Source organism: Catenibacterium sp. RTP21428st1_D7_RTP21428_210409 (assembly GCF_040227455.1).
Classification (GTDB): Bacteria; Bacillota_I; Bacilli_A; order Erysipelotrichales; family Coprobacillaceae; genus Catenibacterium; species Catenibacterium mitsuoka_A.
In genome coordinates this window covers 18,795-40,058 of record NZ_JBEHVX010000007.1, presented here as the reverse complement: position 1 = coordinate 40,058, position 21,264 = coordinate 18,795, and the positions used below count along the sequence as shown (strand labels likewise).

Annotated in this window: 18 protein-coding genes, 2 tRNA genes and 1 riboswitch; of the genes, 3 read left to right on the top strand and 17 right to left on the bottom strand. The window is 33.4% G+C overall.

The genetic code is table 11. The features are described from left to right. Window positions 1–36: 36 nt before the first annotated feature. Genes ABUA27_RS02185 through ABUA27_RS02170 form a run of 4 tightly spaced genes read right to left on the bottom strand, consistent with a single transcriptional unit; the run spans window position 37 to window position 4,178 of the window. Window positions 37–1,740, bottom strand: coding sequence for an amino acid ABC transporter ATP-binding/permease protein (locus tag ABUA27_RS02185; RefSeq protein WP_317375598.1), 1,704 nt, complete (start codon window positions 1,738–1,740; stop codon window positions 37–39). Next, the gene (locus tag ABUA27_RS02180) at window positions 1,740–3,479 is read right to left on the bottom strand and encodes an ABC transporter ATP-binding protein/permease (protein ID WP_349820137.1); all 1,740 of its coding nucleotides are present in this window, start codon (window positions 3,477–3,479) and stop codon (window positions 1,740–1,742) included. Before ABUA27_RS02180 ends, ABUA27_RS02185 begins: the two co-directional genes overlap by 1 nt. Then, window positions 3,476–3,802, bottom strand: a complete 327-nt coding sequence (locus ABUA27_RS02175) for a nitrous oxide-stimulated promoter family protein (RefSeq protein WP_129981462.1) — start codon at window positions 3,800–3,802, stop codon at window positions 3,476–3,478. Before ABUA27_RS02175 ends, ABUA27_RS02180 begins: the two co-directional genes overlap by 4 nt. Then, a complete protein-coding gene (locus ABUA27_RS02170; protein WP_238634482.1) occupies window positions 3,795–4,178 on the bottom strand; it encodes a YbaN family protein in 384 nt (127 codons plus the stop codon). Before ABUA27_RS02170 ends, ABUA27_RS02175 begins: the two co-directional genes overlap by 8 nt. Window positions 4,179–4,341: 163 nt before the next feature. On the opposite strand from ABUA27_RS02170, the gene ABUA27_RS02165 reads away from it, so the two are divergent. Beyond that, a tRNA-Arg gene (locus ABUA27_RS02165) sits at window positions 4,342–4,418 on the top strand. Window positions 4,419–4,505: 87 nt separating this feature from the next. Here the strand turns inward: ABUA27_RS02165 and ABUA27_RS02160 are convergent. Further along, on the bottom strand, window positions 4,506–7,952 hold the full coding sequence (locus ABUA27_RS02160; protein WP_349820136.1) for a coiled-coil domain-containing protein: 3,447 nt from the start codon (window positions 7,950–7,952) through the stop codon (window positions 4,506–4,508). A 313-nt stretch (window positions 7,953–8,265) separates the two neighbouring features. Between ABUA27_RS02160 and ABUA27_RS02155 the strand changes: the two genes are divergently transcribed. Further along, window positions 8,266–8,342: transfer RNA gene (locus tag ABUA27_RS02155), tRNA-Arg, on the top strand. Between the two features lie 127 nt (window positions 8,343–8,469). On the opposite strand, the gene ABUA27_RS02150 is transcribed toward ABUA27_RS02155, so the two are convergent. The 8 genes from ABUA27_RS02150 to ABUA27_RS02115 all read right to left on the bottom strand — a co-directional run bounded on the left by ABUA27_RS02150 (window position 8,470) and on the right by ABUA27_RS02115 (window position 17,588). Next, window positions 8,470–9,207: an amino acid ABC transporter ATP-binding protein gene (locus tag ABUA27_RS02150; RefSeq protein ID WP_349820135.1), complete on the bottom strand. Its 738-nt coding sequence runs from the start codon at window positions 9,205–9,207 to the stop codon at window positions 8,470–8,472. An 11-nt stretch (window positions 9,208–9,218) separates the two neighbouring features. Further along, window positions 9,219–9,947 (bottom strand): amino acid ABC transporter permease, encoded by a 729-nt coding sequence (locus ABUA27_RS02145; RefSeq protein ID WP_022425915.1) that lies wholly within the window; start codon window positions 9,945–9,947, stop codon window positions 9,219–9,221. An 8-nt stretch (window positions 9,948–9,955) separates the two neighbouring features. Beyond that, window positions 9,956–10,768, bottom strand: a complete 813-nt coding sequence (locus ABUA27_RS02140; RefSeq protein WP_022425916.1) for a transporter substrate-binding domain-containing protein — start codon at window positions 10,766–10,768, stop codon at window positions 9,956–9,958. Between the two features lie 62 nt (window positions 10,769–10,830). Next, window positions 10,831–10,997: riboswitch (Lysine riboswitch) on the bottom strand. A 67-nt stretch (window positions 10,998–11,064) separates the two neighbouring features. Next, window positions 11,065–11,532: a metallophosphoesterase family protein gene (locus ABUA27_RS02135; protein WP_129981457.1), complete on the bottom strand. Its 468-nt coding sequence runs from the start codon at window positions 11,530–11,532 to the stop codon at window positions 11,065–11,067. Continuing rightward, the gene (locus ABUA27_RS02130; protein WP_287845746.1) at window positions 11,529–12,680 is read right to left on the bottom strand and encodes a D-alanyl-D-alanine carboxypeptidase family protein; all 1,152 of its coding nucleotides are present in this window, start codon (window positions 12,678–12,680) and stop codon (window positions 11,529–11,531) included. Before ABUA27_RS02130 ends, ABUA27_RS02135 begins: the two co-directional genes overlap by 4 nt. 55 nt (window positions 12,681–12,735) lie before the next feature. Beyond that, complete coding sequence (gene uvrC / locus ABUA27_RS02125; RefSeq protein WP_330041759.1) at window positions 12,736–14,505, bottom strand: excinuclease ABC subunit UvrC; 1,770 nt, start codon at window positions 14,503–14,505, stop codon at window positions 12,736–12,738. After that, on the bottom strand, window positions 14,498–16,798 hold the full coding sequence (locus tag ABUA27_RS02120) for an endonuclease MutS2 (protein WP_349820134.1): 2,301 nt from the start codon (window positions 16,796–16,798) through the stop codon (window positions 14,498–14,500). The genes uvrC and ABUA27_RS02120 overlap by 8 nt, the downstream gene beginning before the upstream one ends. Before the next feature lies 1 nt (window position 16,799). After that, on the bottom strand, window positions 16,800–17,588 hold the full coding sequence (locus ABUA27_RS02115; protein WP_349820133.1) for a CvpA family protein: 789 nt from the start codon (window positions 17,586–17,588) through the stop codon (window positions 16,800–16,802). A 105-nt stretch (window positions 17,589–17,693) separates the two neighbouring features. On the opposite strand from ABUA27_RS02115, the gene ABUA27_RS02110 reads away from it, so the two are divergent. Beyond that, window positions 17,694–18,611, top strand: a complete 918-nt coding sequence (locus ABUA27_RS02110; protein WP_117458852.1) for a ribonuclease HIII — start codon at window positions 17,694–17,696, stop codon at window positions 18,609–18,611. 25 nt (window positions 18,612–18,636) lie between these two features. Here the strand turns inward: ABUA27_RS02110 and ABUA27_RS02105 are convergent, their stop codons facing one another. The 4 genes from ABUA27_RS02105 to trhA all read right to left on the bottom strand — a co-directional run bounded on the left by ABUA27_RS02105 (window position 18,637) and on the right by trhA (window position 21,250). Continuing rightward, window positions 18,637–19,116, bottom strand: coding sequence for a deoxycytidylate deaminase (locus tag ABUA27_RS02105; RefSeq protein ID WP_129982301.1), 480 nt, complete (start codon window positions 19,114–19,116; stop codon window positions 18,637–18,639). After that, entirely contained in the window at window positions 19,109–20,029 is a 921-nt protein-coding gene (locus ABUA27_RS02100; RefSeq protein ID WP_349820132.1) for an RluA family pseudouridine synthase, read from the bottom strand. The genes ABUA27_RS02105 and ABUA27_RS02100 overlap by 8 nt, the downstream gene beginning before the upstream one ends. Beyond that, on the bottom strand, window positions 19,999–20,505 hold the full coding sequence (lspA, locus tag ABUA27_RS02095) for a signal peptidase II (RefSeq protein WP_022424987.1): 507 nt from the start codon (window positions 20,503–20,505) through the stop codon (window positions 19,999–20,001). Before lspA ends, ABUA27_RS02100 begins: the two co-directional genes overlap by 31 nt. Before the next feature lie 70 nt (window positions 20,506–20,575). Then, window positions 20,576–21,250: a PAQR family membrane homeostasis protein TrhA gene (gene trhA, locus ABUA27_RS02090; protein WP_129982299.1), complete on the bottom strand. Its 675-nt coding sequence runs from the start codon at window positions 21,248–21,250 to the stop codon at window positions 20,576–20,578. Between the last annotated feature and the right edge of the window lie 14 nt (window positions 21,251–21,264).

Genomic DNA, 21,264 nt, shown 5'->3' with positions numbered 1-21,264 from the left:
CTTAGCATGAAAAAAGTATGCGTGAACATCCTCTTATTAAGAAATTCTACCATCCTTCATCTCATAAACAGTATCTGCAATATTCATTGTAGATACTCTATGTGATACAAGAACAATTGTTTTTTGTTTTGAAGATTCTTTTAATGATTTCAAGATAATACCTTCATTGAGTGAATCTAAGTTAGATGTTGGTTCATCCATAAGAATCATTGGTGCATCATGTAGGAATGCACGCGCAATTCCTATTCTTTGTTTCTCTCCACCTGATAATGTATCACCTAACTCCCCTACTTCTGTATCATAACCTTTAGGTAAAGTCATGATAAAATCATGAATAGAAGCTTTTTTGCAAGCTTCCATGATTTCTTCACGTGTAGCATCTTTCTTCGCAATCGCAATATTATTTGCGATAGAGTCATGGAAGAGATGAGTTTCCTGTGTGACATAACTTTCCATGTTACGTAAATGTTTTGTAGGAATATCTTTGATTTTTTCTTCATCTACAGTAATAGAGCCTTGATTCACGTCCCAGAAACGCATTAATAATTTTAGTATTGTAGATTTACCAGAACCACTCACACCATGTATTCCTGTAATCTTACCTGGTTCTAGTTTTAATGAATTATCATCTAGGATTGTTTCATCATCATATGAGAAAGTAACATGATTAAGTGCAGCTCCTTTAAAGGAATCATTGCTTTCTTTGTCTCCTTCTACTTTTTCTACAAGAGGCTTTTCTTCAAGAAGTGAAAGAACACGTTCACCACTTGCTAAGGTTTGATTGAGGTTATTAGAAAGACTTGATAAAGCGACTACGGGACCAAATGAACCCATCATAGATAAAGTAGATGTAATAATACCTTCAAAACCTAATTCATGATTAAGATAAAGGAATAGCGTTAAGAAAAGCATACCAAATGAAGCTAAGAGAATAACTGTATTTGTGATAGAACGCTGAGCCCCTTCTCTATAGCTTAAGTATTCCTGCTGTTTTGCAAGCTGCTTAGAACGTTCAATGATTTCCTGTTTTCTTTCTTCACCATGATTATATTGGATTGTTTCATCTAATCCACGTAAGGAATCCAATACAAAACTGTTTAATTCACCAAAATTATTACGAAAACTCATCCCTTCAGCACTTCCCAGTTTGCCATTAATAACTGGTATAATCACACCAACAATAATATAAGCAATAAGTGCAAGTAATCCAGCTAAATAATGATAATGTCCAATAAAGAGTACCATAAATAAAGAAGTGAGGAATGCGATACAGATAGGAGAAATAGTATGTGCATAGAATACTTCTAGTAATTCTATATCTGTAGTAATAATAGAAATAAGATTTCCTTTATCACGAGATTCTAGTTTAGCAGGGCATAGCTTCTGCAATGCTTCAAAGACCTTATGACGAATAATGGCAAGTAATCTAAAGGCAATATAATGATTGCAGTATTGTTCGAGGTAATGCAAAATACCACGTAATAAAGCAATCACAATCATTATAGTCAAGATTGTTTTAACAGGCATAAAGACGAGACGTGGATTTCTTATGCGAAAAAATAATTGTGGAATAAGTCCATGAGCAAGTACTTGACCTGCAAGGATAGTCAGGAAGATCGCACATAAATAGCCGACAGTACCAAGCAGAATGGCAGCAATCATAAAAATAAGGAGTGGTTTAACTAAACCAATCAACTGACCCATAATTTGAATAGCACTTCTACGATTTGTTTTATTCATTATACAGTTCCTTTCTTTCCATAGTTTTCTAAAGCCATCTGTGCTTCATATAAATGTTTATAGGCACCATTCTGATTCATTAATTCAGTATGTGAACCATGTTCTTTGATTTGTCCATCTTGTAAGAAGTAGATATGATCACTTTTTACTACATTGGCAAGTCTATGAGAAATAAGTAATACAGTTTTTGTTTTGGCTAATTCATGAATGACATTCATAATCAGTTCTTCACTTTCAATATCAATATTAGAAGCTGCTTCATCAAGGATATAGACAGATACATCCTTTTTAAGTAAAGCACGAGCAAGGGCTAATCTTTGACACTGACCACCCGATAAGTTAGATGCTTTTTCTAATAGTTTTGTTTTTATACCATCTTGTGAGTTAAGAAAACCTAAAAGATTTACTTTGTCTAGTACTGCTTCCATTTCTTCTTTTGTAGCATGAGGATCTGCCATATGAAGATTTTCTTCTACAGTTCCTTTAAATAGATAGCTGTTATGTCTAATCAATACAACATGATTCATTAAATCTTCTTCATTGACATCCTTTAAGGGAGTACCACCAATTGTGATATCACCCGTATATCCTCTATACTTTCCAGCAAGAATACCAGCAATTGTACTCTTGCCACATCCTGATTCTCCAACTAATGAGATAAAGGATCCTTTTTGTAATGTCATATCAATACCCTTTAATATTTCTCTATTCTCTTCATAAGAGAAATGAACATCCTTCAATAAGATATCTAAACTATGATCAGACAATACTTCTTTTCCAAAACTTATTTCAGGAATATCAAGAATTCTAAAGATTTTATCACTCGCTGCCATCCCATTCATTGCAATATGGAAAAAAGATCCAAGTAGTCTTAAGGGAAGGAAAAATTCACTGGCTAGAAGAATGATACAGAGAGTACCCTGCATATTAATATGTCCATGAAGATATTCTAATAAAGCAATAATCATTCCTACTGCAGCACCACCATAAGCGACAATATCCATCACACTAATAGAATTGAGTTGCATAGTTAAAACCTTCATAGTAATCTTACGGAATTTTTCGGATTCTTGATCCATTTCTTCTGCTTTCATCTTATCTGCCTGATATATTTTAAGAGTTGTTAATCCTTGTAAGTTTTCTAAGAATGAATCTCCTAGTCCTGTATAAGTAGACCAATAGTTACTTAATAGTTTTTTCGCAAACTTCTGTACAGCTACTATAGATATAGGAATAAGTGGTACACAGATTAATAGTATGATACTTGCTTTTAGATTTACCCGACTTAATATAATGAATAATGTGATTGGTGCAAGTAAGCTATAAAATAATTGAGGGAGATATTTGCTAAAATATGTTTCTAATTGTTCTACTCCTTCTGTAGACATCTGTACCACTTCAGAAGAAGATACATATTCATTATAAGATGCTCCGAGTTTAAGCATCTTATCATAAATCTTTTCTCTTAATATACGTTTTACATCCACACTAGCTAGGTATGATGTACGAGCACTCATACGTTCACATGTATAGCGAATCACTATGACTCCTAGTAATAATAAAAATGTAGATTTAAGATGACTTATAGTAAGCGTATTATTCAATACATGACCCAATAAGTCTGCAATAGTAAATACAGCAGTGATCTGTGCGAGTAATGAAATCCATTGCCAGAATACTGTATAAACAATATATTTTTTAGAATGTGATAACAATTGTATTAATCTTGTTTTAATCATTTTAATATCCTTTCTTTTATAGTACATAGCATATGCCATAAAGCTGTTTTAGGGGCATAGATGATCATTCTAGGGCCACTAAAACGCATGACCTTTCTGATTTTTTCTCTCATTTCAGGCCTATAACAATGCACTTTGCAATGTGCACAGAATGTCTTTTCTGCCATAAAAGGACATCTTTGACTACGTGCTTTTGCATAATTCACTAATTCCTTACATTCAGAACATAACTCTTTTGTATGATGATTCTTTATACAATAGATATGAATCATCTTTTCAATCGTTTCCTGTTCTTTAATTCTCTTTTTTTCTACTTTATTCATTGATTGTCTCTTCTTTCTTTATCGTCTTGACTTGGAAAAAGAAATAAAGAATATGAAAGACCCAGACAATCGCAATACATATTCTTCCTACAGGTACATTTTTCATACAGATGAACCCTATTAACATAATAGCTGTAACCATACCCATGATCTCACATTTAGTCATTAATGTCATAGATCTGTTTTGTACAAAACTATCTAAGTGTTTTTTATAAAGGTTTGTGTGCGTAAACCAGTGGTGAAGCTTATCTGAACTTTTCGCAAAACAGAATACAGTTGCCATATAAAAAGGAACAGTAGGTAAAATAGGAAGTACAATTCCTAAAGTACCGAGTATCAAAGATATAAATCCTAGTAGTATCCAAATAATTTTCATAGTCATCTCCTTAATTAGTCTCACCTAATAATAGTTAGTGTTATCGAACTGATAATTATTATATGTGAGGTGATTTAATAAAGTCAACACATATATTAATGAAAAAAGTGCTTGCATTATGTGAAAAGTCATGGTATTATACATAAGCAGTCGAAAGACAAATGTCTACGTAGCTCAGCTGGATAGAGCACACGCCTTCTAAGCGTGCGGTCATGGGTTCGAATCCCCTCGTGGACGCCATCTGTTAATTACCTCGGTTTATCCGAGGTTTTTATTTTATATCAGTAAAAAGGGTACCCAAGCTATCATACCTGGGTACCTTTCATATTAATTTTTATTTTCTTTTCTTCTTAATAATGTATAGAAGAACATAGAAAGCATTGATAATAGACTAAATTGTACGATTGGTGATGAATCACCTGTTTTTACAGTAGTAGAAGTCTTGTCAGATTTTACTGTCGTATTATTCTTTTGTGTTGGAGTGACAGTAACGTTATCTTTCTTATCAGAAGGAGTAGTTGTGACATCGTCCTTCTTATCTGCAGGTGGAGTCGTATTGTCATCTTTATCAGTAGATGGAGAGACGATTTTAAATGTTTTAGTGATAGTACCAACATAATGCTCGTCACTTAATTTAATAGTAACACTACCTTCCCCAACTTCTGTATTATCACCATAAGTGATTGTATATTCACTTGGTTCAACAACATTACTTTTACTATCTTTGACTACAACTTCTGGTTTAATTTGTTTTCCAGTATAAGTCATTTCACTAGGTAAAGTAATTGTATCTTTTGTGACAATACCATATTTTGCATCAAATGCATCTAAATCAGCCTTTGCACCATTGTATTCCTTAAGAGCCGCATTATAGGCACTTAAAGCATCTTCATAATTCTTTGTCTTTTCATCATAGTCCTTCTGTGCATCAGCAAGTTTAGTTTCAATTGAACCAGCAGCATCTTTCGCACTTACATAAACTAATACAGTATCAATTAAGTTATCTAATACTTCATCATGATAAGGTGCATAATGATCACTGGCACCTGCTTTAATACCTTCCCAATCAGCAGTAGCTCTTTGAGCTTTTGAAAGACTTTCATTTGCATTATCTAGCTTCTTGGTAGTATTTGCTACGACATCAGCTTGAGCTTTTTGGTCTTCAACAGCCTGCTCATATTCAGCTTGAACATTATCAAAATTGTTTTTAGCAGCATCTAATGCATCTTTTGCTTTGTTGCATTCTTCTAACTGTTTATTATATGCATTAATTGCAGTATTTAACATATCAATATTGGCAGATAATGCATCTTTTTCAGCTTCTTTACTAGTAACTTTAGAGTTCAAAGTATTTAACTCAGCATTATATGCATTGATATTCTGCTTGTTAGTGTTAATTTCTGACTCAAGTGCTTTAATCTTCTTATCATTTTCATCAATTAAAGCAGTGATACGATCAACATCAGCATTCGCATCTTTAAGAGCCTGTTCTAATTCTGCCTTATCTTTAGTGGCATTTGCAAGTTCTTCTTTCTTTTGAGCTAATAATGCTTTTTCATCAGTAATCTGCTTAGATAAAGTAACTTTCTCCTTTTTATTAGCTTTTAACTGATCTTCTAGTTTAGTTAAAGCATCCTTTTGTGCGTTAAGTGTACTAGAAGTATTATCTAATTCAGCTTTTACTGAAGACTGCTGATTGACTAGATTATCATATGTGTTCTTAGCGTTGTTATAAGATGTTTCTGCAGCTTTAAATTGTGCCTTTACATTATCCTTATAATTATTGATTTCAGTCTGTTTTGTGCTGATTTTCTGCTTGTTATCATTGAGTGCATTTATCGCCTTTTCAACTTCAGCTTTTGCAGCATCAACTTTATTCTGTTCAATTTGAACTCCATTAGCCTTCTTTAAAATCCAGGCATTTAATGTCTTTTCAAATTCATCTACACTTTGACCTGTGATACTTACTTGACCACTACCATCCAATTTATCTGCAACGAGGCCTTCTGCAAATACTTGTCCCCAAGTGTAATAACCACTATTATGTAGTTGATTATTATGGCTAAATCCAGTCAGAGTATAATTTTCATCTATAATGTTGAAATAATGTCCAGCATCATCTTTATTTTTAGTCTGTTCGTATTTTACTTTTTCTTTAATCCACCATCCATAAAATGGATTTTGTCTTTGTGTATTGAATACATCTAGGTTTTGATTTCTTCCAAGTTTATCTAAATAGGCTACATCCAAATTGCCGTTTTGATCTAAGAAGTCTGTAGAGTTGTAATCTCTTGAACTTCCATATATATTTTCAGCGAATGGATATATTTCTGAATGTCCCCATTTTACAGATGTAAATTCGTTCTGGATTGCGGATACAGCCAGAAGGTAATAAGAGACTTTAAGTGGTGCTACACCTTCATATGCTCTAATCTGGTTACACATCTTAATATAATTAAGTGCTTCCTTTAAATCAGATAATGAAGCCATTGTCTTATCGTAATTCTTGCTATCATAAATAGTCGCTGATCCTACTTTTATACCATCATACTTTTCTAATTCTGTATAAGCATAATAAGCATCTAAATTACCAGTATTGTTGTAGACTTCCTTATAGAAGTTGACAACGTTGTTATCATATTTTGTATAAGCATTGGCTAATTCAGTTTCAGCTGCTTTTAACTTGCTGCTAGTAACGTCCACTTGTGCTTGTAAGGCAGACTGCTGCTTCTGTAATTGATAGAGTTCAGACTTTAATTTTGCAAGTTCTGGTGTATCAACATTGTTTTTAAGATCATCCACTGCTTTTTTAGCTGCATCGTAGTTAGTTTTTGCAGTAACTAGATTTGTTTTTGCTTCATTAACCTGTGTAGTTAAAGCATCATACTGTTTAGTTAGATCATCCTTTTTCTTTGTTGTCTCATTAAAAGTTGTAGTCTGTGCTTCAATTGAAGTAGTTAAGCTATTAATTTCCTGGTCTAAAGTGGATAACTGAGTTGTCTTAGTATCGATATCCTTTTCAAGAGTATCAATGTCTTTCTGTAACTGAGTTACTTCTTCAGTTGTTGGCTGTTTATTAAGTGCTTCTTTAAAAGAATTAAGCTTATCAGTAGAAACCTTTAGATCTGTTTCTAGAGTTTGTTTTTCTGTATTTAACTGACTAAGAGTAGTCTTATTGTTTTCTAATGACTTGTTTTCTTCATTAAGTTTTGTAGTAACTGTTTCAATATCTTTATTTAAAGTAGTCAACTGATCATTTAAGCTGGCAAGGTCTTTTTCATATTGAGTCTTGTCCTCTTCAGCTTGATTCAACTTATCTAAAGCATCCTTATTCTTATCAGCTAAATCATTATAATTAGCTTGCGCTTTGTTGTATTTATCCTGCGCATCCTTTAATTGATTCTGCTTTTCTTCTACAGCTTTATCTAAAGCTTCTTTTTGCTGTTTCTGTGATGATAAAGTTTCCTGTAGCTGTAAAACGACCTGAGCTCTATCTTTTACTTCTTTCGCAAGAGTCTGATCAACCTGATTTTGTGAAGTAGTAAGCTTTTCATCATTTTCTTTCTTGTTGGTTTTCGCATTGTTTAATGCTTCCTCTGAACTGTTTTTCTGATATTCTGCTCCCTGTAATGCAGCTCCAGTAGAAATAACAGTAGAGTTCTTATCTTCTACTTCCTTTTCTAAATCTGTTCTAACTGTTGGTTGTACCTGTTGAATTGTTTCTACTGTATTTTCATCTAATGCCTGAACATTTTTAATAACGGTATTAGGCAAACTAGAGATAGCACCTACAGATGATAATGCTGTTACTGTAGATAATGTAGTAGAAACGATTTTCTATTTCTTATTCATTCTGATTCCTCCCATATGTATATATGATAGCGCTATCATTTTATGATTTCAATATATATTATAATACAATTTAAAAACATTCAAAATGTTACATGAATATTATAATATATACACAGCTTGTTTATTATTTAAAGTGTGAGAAAACATTAAGATAGGTATTTTATCATTTTTTTCATTTTCATATTGCATTAAAATGATCTATATGCTATTATATAAAAGCATTCGAAAAACAAATGTCTACGTAGCTCAGCTGGATAGAGCACACGCCTTCTAAGCGTGCGGTCATGGGTTCGAATCCCCTCGTGGACGCCATCTGTTAATTACCTCGGTTTATCCGAGGTTTTTATTTTGCATATAACTGGTAAAGAACCGTCATTACCAGTTTTTTTATCTATATAGAAAAAGAGACAGCTTTTATGCTATCTCTTGAGTCATTATTTTATCTGTTAGAATAACGTGATAAGAACTGTTTAGCACGTTCTGTTTTAGGATGTTCAAATACTTCTCCAGGAGTACCCATTTCAGCAATAACGCCCTGATCCATAAAACATATAACATCACTCACTTCTCTAGCAAACTGCATTTCATGAGTCACAACAGCCATTGTTAAACCTTCTTTCGCAAGTTCCTTCATAACATCTAATACATCCCCTACCATTTCAGGATCTAAGGCACTTGTAGGTTCATCAAATAGAAGTACTTCTGGTTTCATACATAAAGCTCTTGCAATCGCAACACGCTGTTTCTGACCACCAGAAAGCTTTGTACTAGAAGCATCTGCGAATTTATCCATACCAACAGCTTTTAGCTGTTTCATTGCTTCAACGCGGGCTTCTTCTTTAGATTTCTTTAATACTTTGATCTGGCCAATCATACAGTTTTCTAAAACTGTCTTATTACTAAATAAGTTAAAGTTCTGGAATACCATGCCTACTTTACTACGATATGTAGAAGCATCTAAATCACCTTTAAGAATATTTTGACCATTGAATAGAATTTCTCCTGCATCAGGTACTTCAAGAAGGTTGATACATCTTAGTAGTGTACTTTTCCCAGAACCACTTGAACCAATAATAGTAACAACCTTACCACGTTCGATAGTGAAATCAATATCGTTAAGAACACGGAGGTCACCAAAATGTTTTTCTAAATGTTTAATTTCAATTACTGTATCCATTTCTTTCCTCCTTAAGCACAGTTATCCTTGATAGTGACTGTGTTTGTCTTATTGATTCTCTTTTCAATGTAATTAAGTACAAATGTTGCAACTGTTGTAAGAGTTAAATAAATAAGTGCAACAACAAGATATACTTCAATATATCTCATATTAGTACCAGCCACTGATTGTGCCTGGAAGAATAATTCAACAACTGAAATCGCATTTAACATACAGCTATCCTTAATATTAACGATAAACTGGTTACCAAGTGATGGGAATGTATTCTTAATAGCCTGTGGGAAGATGATAGAAATCATAGTCTGAGTATTTGTCATACCTAAAGACTTAGCTGCTTCCATCTGTCCTGGATCAATAGACTGAATCCCACTACGAATAATTTCAGCCATATAAGCAGCTGTATTCACTGAGATAATGACCATACCAGCTGTAAAGTTATTCCAATGTAATACTGGTTTGAATAAGTAATAAAGGAATACGGCCTGAACCATCATAGGTGTTCCACGGAATACCCATACATAAAAGCCTGTAATAAAACGTCCTAAACGTTTAAAGAATCTTGTCACTGGTTTATCTAGTGGATCTAATGGTACACAACGAATGGCACCAATAATTAAACCAATAATTAAACCAGCTAATGTACCAACAACCGCAAAAGCGATTGTCATCTTAATACCATACCAGAATAGAGGCCAGTTATTAATTAACTGACTCCATGCATATTGAAAATCTATTTTCATTTTATCTCCTATTTTTCAGTAGGTGCTCTCTTAACAGCATCTTCCATGATTTTTAATCTTTCTTCTTGTGAAATAGAATCTAAAGCCTTCTGAATCTTCTTGAATTCAGCAGTCTTACGTGTATTATTCTTTAATCCAATTGATACTGCAGTATCTACATTAAAGTTATGACCATCTGCAAACTTAACGATTGATAAATCTGGGTTAGCCTGTACGATACCATTTGCAACTGGTAATTCTGCAGTAATACCATCTGTATCACCCTGCTGTAAAGCTACAACTAATTCTGGATAAGTTGATTTAGGTGTCTGATGTTTTACACCATTAATCTGATCAATGATTGTATCATAGTTAGTATTCTTCTGACCTGTTACCTTATAGCCTGAGAACTGCTGGATATCATTGAATGAAGTCATGGCACTATTCTTTCTTACGATCATAACCATTTCACTCTGATAATAAGGCGTAGTGAAATCTAATCCCTTTTCACGTTTCTTATCAGCAGTCATACCTGCGATAATTGCATCGATTTCACCAGATTCTACAGCTGGCTGTAAACCATCCCATGCAATCTTCTTTACTACAAGTTTCTTTCCTAATTTTTTAGCAATTTTGCTGGCAACGACAACATCATATCCATCTGCATAACCTGCACCGCCATCTAACTGTACTGCAGTATCTGTTTTCTTAGAAGTCTGCCAGTTAAATGGCTGGTAAGCTGCTTCCATCCCTACTGTAAAAGTGTTGTCATCCTTAGTAGATGATCCACATCCTGATAATACAAGCGCTGCTGTTGCAAGCGTAATTAAAGTCTTTTTCATATTTATTCCCCTTTCTATATAAAAATAGAAAAAAAAGCTATACGTTATCATATAGCTTTTAACGATTAGATAACGCCTCTTCATCATGAAGGAGTGAGACAGGTATTTCCTGAATCCCCAAGACTATAAGCTGCCGCTTATCCTCTTTCGGCGATGATTACCTTTCATATGATTCTTAGTCTGCCGACTCCTCATACTACTCTGATGCATCGCTTCCTCTATCTTTATATTTGACTTTACATGCCCATTATAATAGGAAGATATAAAAAGTCAATCCCATTTAATAAATTGTATCATTATTCCAATGTTTTAATTCTAACATCTACATTTGTACCATCAATAGTCATCACCGCATAAGATCTTTTGCTGCCACCACGTGGCCATGAAGTAGAGCCAGGATTAATAAGCCATAAACCATTTTCTTCTTTTACTAGAGGCATATGTGTATGTCCTGAGATTAAAACATCTCCATTATATTTCTTTAAAAAGTCCAGCATTTTCTTTTCACGATCAAAATAACCAAAAAACTGCCCATGAGTAATCAGAAGATGTCTTCCTTCAATATCTAATCTTGCAGTTTGTGGAAGATCAAGACTCCAGTCATTGTTTCCTTTCACTGCAACAAATTCATCTAAATCACGCAATTGATATGATTCACTATCACCACAATGGATATAGTAATCTGCATCATCTTCTAAAACTTTAATATCTGTTAAGATATTCATGTCTCCATGGTTATCTGACATAATTACAATTTTTTTCATTCAGCTGCCTCCTTCTGATTATATTCTTCAATACAGCTGTTTTCTTTGTAAATCTTATTCGCATTCTTCTTACCTACATAGCGATAGTAATGTGCATCATACACATGATTTGTAGAAGATGCCATACGTTTTGGATAACGTAATATAAAACCATATTCATATGAATGTGCTTCAAGCCATTGTGACAGGGCAGCTGTTTCAAACTCATGATAGGCAATGGACTTAGAGGCAATAGAAACTGTATGACCTAATTGTCTTTCATCTTTACCTGCAAGATTAGGATTTGAATACTGTAAATCAGTAAAGCTTGTATATGCTTCTTTAACATAAAAGTCATTCGCAATCTCATTAGGCATTGCATCAATCATCTTCTTTAGCGCTTCATAGGCGTCATTATTTAAATACATGGCATATTTTAAACGATGAATATCTGACATTAAGACAAGATTATGAGGAACATAAGCACCTATATAAGTTTGATCACTTAAGGTAGTTAAAAGAGCTGAAGGATCAGGAATCAATAACATATCTTGATTATTTGCCTGAGTCATAAGTGTTGTTAAACCGTAACGAGAGTAATTAGCACATGCTTGTTTGAAGAATGAAAGAATCATTTTATCATTTAGTCCTCGATTTTTTAATAATTCAATATAGTATTCTGTATCATCTACATAACTATAATCTTCATAAAGAGGTCTCATTTCATAATATATTTGTAGTTTACCAAAATCAAAGTTCTGATTATATAAATATCCTGCTTCTAAATCATGTTCTACAAGTTTCTTTGCTTGATCATAAGATGCACCTTTATAGGTATTAGTGAGTTTAGTTGCTAATTCATTGCCTGTTTGTAGGATAGACTTATTTGTAGAGTAACGCCCTGTTTTTTCTAGTAATTCATAATATTGATAATATGGCAGATAAAAATCATCATATTTGATATATTTCATAAAATGGTAAAGAGGAATTCTGTTTTCTACAAGATATTTCTGTTCTTCTTTACTTAAATACTTTTCGATGATCATTCTATTATCGTTATTGATGCCGTTGACACGATAGAATGGATCAAATCGGAGGTTAATTGTATAGAATGAAACGATAAATAATGCAATGACTGTAATAAACAGATACTTGCGCTTATTTTCCATTAAATCACCTGCTCTCTAATGTCAATTATATAGTATATCGCAAAAAGTGTATAGATTATTCTTTATGTAGTACTTCATAGAGCTTTGCTGCAGTATTCTTAGGAATGACTGCTTCTAGTTCTTCCAGTGATGCTTCCTTCATCTTTTTAACACTCTTAAAATGATTAAGAAGTTTTTTCTTGCGTGCTTCCCCTATTCCTTCTACTTCATCTAATATAGAACTAAATAAGGATTTAGAGCGTACCTGACGGTGGAATGAAATAGCATAGCGATGCACTTCATCCTGCATACGCGTTAATAAGAAGAATAAAGGACTCTTTGTATTAATAGGAACCTGGTTCCCATTTTCATCTAGCAACATTGCGGTAGAATGTTTATCATCCTTGGATAAACCACATATATGTACAGAGATATTTAAACTATTTATCACTTCTTTGGCGACTTTGATCTGTCCTAGTCCACCATCGACAATAATGAGATCAGCCATTTCTTTTTGCTCCATAAGTAAACGATAATAACGTCTATAGATGACTTCCTTCATACTTGCATAATCATCAGGACCTTCTACTGTCTTGATCTTATATTTACGATAATCTTTTTTAGATGGTACACCATCTTTATATACAACCATACCAGCGACTGCATAAGCACCCTGGATATTAGAGTTATCGTATAATTCAATCGTGTGTGGTGTATCAATACCTAGTTTTTGACCTAATTCAATAATAGGAAGAATTGTTTTTTCATCTGTTTTCTCTTTTAATAAGAATTTCTTTTCTAATGCTTCTTTCGCATTCTTATTAGCCATTTCTACTAAAGATTTCTTATCTCCTCTTTGTGGCTGAAGAACATGACAGGATAATATTTCAGTTAATAGTTCTAAATCAACATCTTGAGGAATAAGCAGTTCGTAAGGTTCTGGATGAGTTTGATAATAAGTAACTAAGAAACGAATGAGATCTTCTTCAAAATCTTCTCCTACTGGTTCTAAATTAAAATCATGATAGAGAAGTTTACCTTCACGCATAAAGAAGAGCTGTATACTAATGTAGCCTTTATCAATAAAATAGCCTAAGATATCTCTATCTTTATAGTCTCCAAATTGGACATTCTGTTTAGCTGTGACATATTCTATAGAACGAATGAGATCACGATATTCTTTTGCAAGTTCAAATTGAAGATTTTCACTAGCTGTCATCATCTTTTCAGTGAGTTCATCTATTTTGGATTTGGTATTACCATGTATAAAAGAAATTAGTTCTTTTCTAATTTCATCATATTGGCTCTTGTCAACTTCATTAATACATGGACCTAGACATTGATGTAAAGAATAATATAAGCATGGTTTATCTGGGACATGATTGCACTTTCTTAATGGGTAAAGCTTATTTAATAATTTAAAAGTATTTCTAGCAGCAGTGGCATCGGGATAAGGACCAAAGTATTTATTCTTTTTGTTTTTAGTTTTTCTTACTATTTTAAGTCGTGGATGGGTTTCATCAGTGAGTTCAATATAAGGATAATAAGTATTATCCATGAACATGATGTTGTATTCAGGTGTATAGTCTTTAATGAGGTTAATTTCAAGTAATAATGCTTCCTTTTCACTGCCTGTCACAATATAGTCAAAGTCCCATATATGATCGACTAATTTTGTGGTTTTGTAGTTATGTGCTCCTGTAAAATAAGAAGAGACGCGATTTTTAAGTTTTCGCGCCTTTCCTACATAAATAACTTTTCCGTCTGTATTCTTCATTAAGTAACAGCCAGGAGACATAGGAAGCAGAGAAAGCTTCTTTTTAATATAGTCTAGATTCTTATTCAAAGCTAACTACCGTTACACCTAAACCACCCTCATTTGGTCCACCATCACGATATTCCTTAACATATGATAAATGGTCTAGCTTCTTTCTTATACCATTACGTAAAATACCTTTACCCATACCATGAACAATACGTACTGAAGGATAACCTAGTAATAAAGCGTCATCTAAGAACTTTTCTACAATATTCATCGCTTCTTCGTAACGCATACCAATGACATTGACTTCATAATGTCCTGTCTTCTTCATATGCTGTCTTGTGCCTGCTTTTTTAACCTTCTGAGGCTTAGAAGCACCATGCATGAATGTTACATCAGTATCCTTAACACGTGCCTGGAGACCACCTAAATCAACAAGCAATTCATGCTTCTTAACTTCTAGGACATCCCCTTCTCTATTCATCTTATCAAGTTTAACATGATCACCCTTTTTAAAGACATGATCCTGTACCTTAACTACTTCTTTCTTTTCATATTTCTGCTGATCTAATGCATGTTTCGCTGCAGTCACCTGATGAGGCTTTAAAGCACCTTGATTCATAATATCTTTAGTTAACTCATCAATTGTTTTCTTAGCCTCTTCAAGCATCTTATTAGCTTCTTGCTGTGCCTCTTCGACAATACGATCTTTTTGTTTTGTGGCAACAGATAGCTGATGTTCATAACGATTATGAAGCTTTTCATTGTCTGCAAGTAATGTATTGATTCTTTCTTCTTTTTCATCCAATTCAGCACTCTGTTTAGTCAGTTTTTCAGTTAACTTTTCTGCTTCATTCATACGTACTTCTTTATTATGTAAAGCTTGATCAATAATCTCATGATCAAGACCTAAAGAAGCAGCAATCTCAAAAGCATAAGATGAACCAATAGAATGAAGCTTTAAACGATATGTAGGACGCATTGTTTCTACATCAAATCCAACAGATGCCAGAGTAATATCATCTCTTGACTGACCATAGCTCTTAAGTTCACCATAGTGGGTAGATGCAACAATACGGCAGTCACGTCTTAATAAAGTATCCAGAATAGCTTCTCCTAGACATGCCCCTTCTTGTGGATCTGTACCTGAGCCAATTTCATCAATAAGAATTAAAGAACGACATGTTGCATGTTCTAAGATATAAATAAGCTTTTTCATATGTGATGAATATGTTGAAAGTGACTGTTCAATAGATTGTTCATCACCAATATCGGTATAGACTGCATCAAAGAATGGAATAGAAGCTGAAATAGCTGGCACGGCTAAACCACTAATAGCCATTAATGAAAGTAAACCAACAGTCTTTAAAGCAACTGTTTTACCGCCGGTATTAGAACCAGTAATCATCAACATCTTACCATCAATAATAATATCATTAGGTACAATTCTTTTTTGATCAATAAGTGGGTGTCTGGCCTGTTTTAAAGAAAGAATACCTGATTCATTGATATCTGGTTTAATGCAATCATAATCACAGCCAAAACGTGCTTTCGCAAAAATAAAATCTAGTTCAGACATGAGTTCCTGATCAAAATAGAATCTTGTATAGTTATACTTAACACGTCTTGTAAGACTCTGTAAGATTTTATTGATTTCAGTCTGTTCCTGACTCTTTAATTCATTAAGTTCATTGTTCATGACAACAACACTTTCTGGTTCAATAAAGAATGTCTGACCAGAGGCACTTGTGGCATGTACTAAGCCTTTGATTTCATTCTTATGTGGTGCTTTAACTGCAAGAACTAAACGGTCATTCTTGCTAGAGAGAGTATCCATACTTAATGAATTCTTTTCACTCTTTAAATACCCTTCCATAGAATGACGAATACGTCCTTCTAATGCATGCATGCTTTTTCTAATACGATAAAGTGTTTCACTGGCATGATCACTGATAGAGCCATCAGGCATAATGCATCTATTGATTTCTATATGTAATCCATTATCCCCTTCTAAGCCTTCTACTAAGTCTCTTAAGAGAATAATTTCTCCTTCATAAGCATTAAAGTAAGAAGTCACCTGAAAGATATTTTCTAACATATGATCAATAGCCATTAATTCTTCTGGTGCTAAAATACCATCCATCTTCGCTTTTGCAAGATATGCACTGATATCATGAAGTGGCGCAAGAGGTAAAGTACCCATAATACGATGAATAGTCATGGCTTCTTCTAAACGATTCTGTTCTTCATTTAAATCAGCCAGATTATCATACATTTCTAATTGTAATACTTTCTTCTTCGCAATCTCTGTACGGCAGCTGCCAGCAATACTATTTAGAATTCTTGGAAATTCTAAGACTTTATAACTATCTAACATTTTATTCACTTCCTATATTATTTAATATTGTATTCTTTTCTGTTTCTGTATAAGGTGTTTTATTTAATAAAGAGATAAATTGAAGTTTTTCTTCATGAGGTATAATGACCTGCTGTTTCATTAAAGCAGGGCCTAATTGTGTATAGACAAACTGTGTTGCATCATGCTCATCTAGTATTCCATGATTATAGGCATGATTATTAGCGATAATCATCTTCTTTAATATATCTTTATCTTCTAATTGAAGTGTATGCTGTCCCTTTAATAAGCTTCCATAAGCACTTGCTTCATTGATTGCTTTTTGTGAGATAATTGGTACATCTTCTATGATTAAATGTCCTATTTTAGAATTAGTTAAGATATCAAGCCCAAAGAAAGGAATAATAACCATCATCATAACCATGAAGGAGATAAATACACCCTTTAATGCGTGAAGCAATGCACCTAATAAATGATTGACAAAAGCAGTGAGTGCAAAATGATCAGTCAATTGATTGACTAAAGGTTTAATAAGAACGCCTATGAGTCTGCGAATTATTTCTAGAACAACAAACATGATAATAAAGACTATCAACATATTTATAACTGAACCACCTAATTGTGATAAAGGATCATCTACCGGCTTATAAATCTGGATAATAGAAGAAATAGTTTCTACATTAAAATAGATAAAAAGCATCATAATTATAAAGCTTACTAAATCATATAATGTAGAGAAAAAACCTTTGGAATATCCACTAAAAAACATATATAACAAAAAAGCGATAAGAATCAAATCAAGAAAACTCATAACACTTACCTCCTTGACGTTGTCGGTTCTTAATTATAACAAATGAAATTTATACTGTCAAAAAAATGAAATTTATGATAAAATAAAACATGTGAGGTGAATATAGTGGAGCCAATTAAATTTTTGATTAATGAAAACATTTTAAACAAGATGAAGAAGTTTTATGACAGTCAGATGGTTCCATTCGAAAGCGAGAACCTTCTTTTAAAAGCTCATGCAATTGGCTGTGACATCGAAGTGACATCGAATTATGAAGCAAGCTTTTTAGGACAGAATGCGGTGCATGAAGCAAAGCATTGGTCTAGAAGTTTAGCAAAAAAGATTGAGCAGGAAAAGAATTCAGATCACTTATGTATGCATCCACATATTGGTGCTGCAGAAACAGGATCTGCTGATTTTCTTGGGCCGCTTTGTGTCGTTGCATGCTATGCCGATGATGAAGCACTTGAGATCATTAAAAACCTGCATATTGATAATATCGATGATTTGTCTAATCAGGAAATTATCAATTACGCTAAACTATTAAAAGGACATCTCATTTCATCACTACTAGTACTAGATAACTCACATTATAATAAGATGATTGATAGTGGAATCAACCAGGCAAACATTCGTGCACGCCTATTTAACCAGGCTGTTGTGAATGTTCTTCAGAAAGTGAAGAAGAGTGTTGAATTCAAAGTTATTGATCAATTCGTTTCACCTAAGACTTATTATAATTATTTAAAGAGTGAAGTTATTGTCGTAAAAGATATGATTTTTGAAACCAATGCTGATGAACAGTATTTAGCAGTATTAGCTGCAGAAATCATTTCTCGTTATGCATATCTACAATATTTTGCTAGCATGACAAAGAGTTTAAAGATGAACCTTGCTAGAGGGGCCGGCACTAATGCCGAAATCGTGGCTGTTAAACTTGCGCACAAGTATGGTGATAAGATTCTTACAAAGGTATGTAAGTTGAATTTCACTAATATGAAGAGAGTTAAGGGAGCATTAAAGAAATTAAAAGAAGGCCTATAGGCCTTCTTCTTCATCTAGAGAATCATTATTGATTCTCTTTTTTTATTTCTACTTCAAATGCAGGAACTTTACGATAAGAAACACCAGCCACATCTAACATACGTTTAGCTGCTCTATCACTTTCTGTTCCTTTGTATTTTTCATCTTCATAGACAATTTCTTTGATACCACTCTGAATGATTGCTTTAGTACATTCATGACATGGGAATAAAGAAACATAGATACGACAACCCTGTAATTTCTGAGTAGAGTTAAGTATTGCGTTTAATTCGGCATGTACAACATAAGGATACTTTGTATCATATAAAGCCCCTTCTCTTACAGACCAAGGGAACTTATCATCTTCACATCCTCTTGGAAGACCATTGTATCCTACCCCTACGATACGATTATCACTATTTACTATACAAGCGCCAACCTGCGTATTAGGATCTTTAGAACGATAAGCAGAGAGTTTAGCCACTCCCATGAAATACTGATCCCATGTAATGATCTGCTTATCCATTGTATTCTCCTCCTAGTTCTTTGATCTTTTCTTCAAAGAAATCAGGTAAAGGTGCTTCAAAGTACATATGTTCATTGGTTCTAGGATGTACAAAACCTAATACCTTAGCATGTAGATACTGACCATGTGTGTTATCATCATTTCTAAAACCATATTGAGGATCACCATAAACTGGATGACCAATGTATTGCATATGAACACGGATCTGATGTGTTCTACCTGTTTCTAGACGACATTCAATAAGTGTCATATCATCATAACGTTCTAATACTTTAAAGTTAGTGATTGCATCTTTAGCATTCTTACTAGTGACAGCCATCTTCTTACGATCCTTGCTATCACGTCCAATAGGTGCTTCAATACGACCTACATTATGGTTAATAACACCATGAACGAGTGCTACATAACGACGTACAACTGAATGTTCTTCTAATTGTTTAGATAATGAACGATGGGCATTATCATTTTTTGCGACCATTAATAAACCACTTGTTTCCTTATCAATACGATGTACAATCCCAGGACGTGTAATACCATTTATTGCTGATAAATCGTGACAATGATAGAGTAATGCATTCACAAGTGTTCCTGAATAAATACCTGCTGATGGATGAACAATCATACCTGTAGGTTTATTGACGACAATCACATCTTCATCTTCATAAATAATATCTAATGGGATATTTTCAGGATTAATTTCAGTACTTTGAGGATCTGGTAAAGTGATCCGGATGACATCTTCTTCTTCTACCTTATAGTTAGCTTTTTCAACATTATCATTAACAATAACCTGTCCTGCTTTAATCCATTTCTGAATCTCAGTACGTGAACGATCAGGCATATGATTTAAGATTACTTTATCTAAACGCAAGCCTTTTTCTTCTAATTCTGGTGTAATTGATTGTATTTCCATTGTTTATATTCTCCAATTCCTAAATCTAAGATGATTAATAAAACACCTATTACAACACCCATATCGGCAATATTGAAAATAGGAAAATCATAACCAAATACAAAGAAATCTAAAAAGTCTCTTACATAATGAAAAACAACACGATCATATAGATTTCCTAGCATACCACTAAATATAAGCACAATTCCAAATCTTAATAAGACCTGGGATTTGTCACTCTTGATAAAATAATAAATAAGCATAATACCAGCAATAATAGAAATTGCATAGAACATAAAGAAATGCCCTGAAAGCATACCCCATGCGGCACCTGTATTATGAATATAAGTGAAATAAAAAAAGTTTTTAATGACCTGATAGCTCTGGCCTAACTGCATTGATTCGTTGACTACAAGTTTCGTTACTAAATCGCCACCTAATACAATAATAAATGTGATCAAGTATAAGAAACCGTATTTAAAATTTATTTTTTTCATTTAATCATCCTTTCCTCAACGATTATAGCATGTCTTTAAAAGATATAAAAGAAAAACAGGCGTAAGCCTGTTACATGCAATATAAGATGATGCATAAGAAATGTAGAACACTACCAAGTAAGATCCATAGATGCCAGATACAGTGCATATAATGGATCTTTTCTTGTAATCCATAGAAGATTGTACCGATTGTATATGCCACACCTCCAGCAACTAATAAATAGATACCATTCATTCCAATAGTACCAGGAAGCAAATTAAACTTAAAGACAATACACCAGCCTAGAACTAAATAACAGGCCATAGAGAACTTCGCAAACTTCTCGATATCATAGGCATTTAATGTAATCCCTAAAATAGTGACTGCCCATACAATACCAAATAATACCCATGCCCAGAATGGATCTGCCTGTCTAACTGAACATAAAAGTACTGGTGTGTAGGTTCCTGCAATCAAGACAAAGATGCTGCAATGGTCCATAATTTGGAATACTTTCTTTGCCTTTAAATTAGGAGATAAACCATGATAAATAGAACTCATTGTATATAAGAGTATCATAGAGACACCATAAACGATACCAGATGCTAAACCATATCCATTATGATGTAAACATGAAAATATAATACATAATACTAGTGCTACAATACCAAATACAGCCCCTACTATATGAGTCACCATATTAAATATTTCTTCACCACGTGTATAATCAGGAAGTAAACGGTCATCTAACTTTGTACGTTTCATATCAATCACCTCTT

Excerpts from the sequence above, each read along its gene's own strand:
- ABUA27_RS02185 (WP_317375598.1), bottom strand. The coding sequence starts at position 1,740 with ATGAATAAAACAAATCGTAGAAGTGCTATTCAAATTATGGGTCAGTTG.
- ABUA27_RS02180 (WP_349820137.1), bottom strand. The coding sequence starts at position 3,479 with ATGATTAAAACAAGATTAATACAATTGTTATCACATTCTAAAAAATAT.
- ABUA27_RS02175 (WP_129981462.1), bottom strand. The coding sequence starts at position 3,802 with ATGAATAAAGTAGAAAAAAAGAGAATTAAAGAACAGGAAACGATTGAA.
- ABUA27_RS02170 (WP_238634482.1), bottom strand. The coding sequence starts at position 4,178 with ATGAAAATTATTTGGATACTACTAGGATTTATATCTTTGATACTCGGT.
- ABUA27_RS02150 (WP_349820135.1), bottom strand. The coding sequence starts at position 9,207 with ATGGATACAGTAATTGAAATTAAACATTTAGAAAAACATTTTGGTGAC.
- ABUA27_RS02145 (WP_022425915.1), bottom strand. The coding sequence starts at position 9,947 with ATGAAAATAGATTTTCAATATGCATGGAGTCAGTTAATTAATAACTGG.
- ABUA27_RS02140 (WP_022425916.1), bottom strand. The coding sequence starts at position 10,768 with ATGAAAAAGACTTTAATTACGCTTGCAACAGCAGCGCTTGTATTATCA.
- ABUA27_RS02135 (WP_129981457.1), bottom strand. The coding sequence starts at position 11,532 with ATGAAAAAAATTGTAATTATGTCAGATAACCATGGAGACATGAATATC.
- ABUA27_RS02130 (WP_287845746.1), bottom strand. The coding sequence starts at position 12,680 with ATGGAAAATAAGCGCAAGTATCTGTTTATTACAGTCATTGCATTATTT.
- ABUA27_RS02120 (WP_349820134.1), bottom strand. The coding sequence starts at position 16,798 with ATGTTAGATAGTTATAAAGTCTTAGAATTTCCAAGAATTCTAAATAGT.
- ABUA27_RS02115 (WP_349820133.1), bottom strand. The coding sequence starts at position 17,588 with ATGAGTTTTCTTGATTTGATTCTTATCGCTTTTTTGTTATATATGTTT.
- ABUA27_RS02105 (WP_129982301.1), bottom strand. The coding sequence starts at position 19,116 with ATGGATAAGCAGATCATTACATGGGATCAGTATTTCATGGGAGTGGCT.
- ABUA27_RS02100 (WP_349820132.1), bottom strand. The coding sequence starts at position 20,029 with ATGGAAATACAATCAATTACACCAGAATTAGAAGAAAAAGGCTTGCGT.
- lspA (WP_022424987.1), bottom strand. The coding sequence starts at position 20,505 with ATGAAAAAAATAAATTTTAAATACGGTTTCTTATACTTGATCACATTT.
- trhA (WP_129982299.1), bottom strand. The coding sequence starts at position 21,250 with ATGAAACGTACAAAGTTAGATGACCGTTTACTTCCTGATTATACACGT.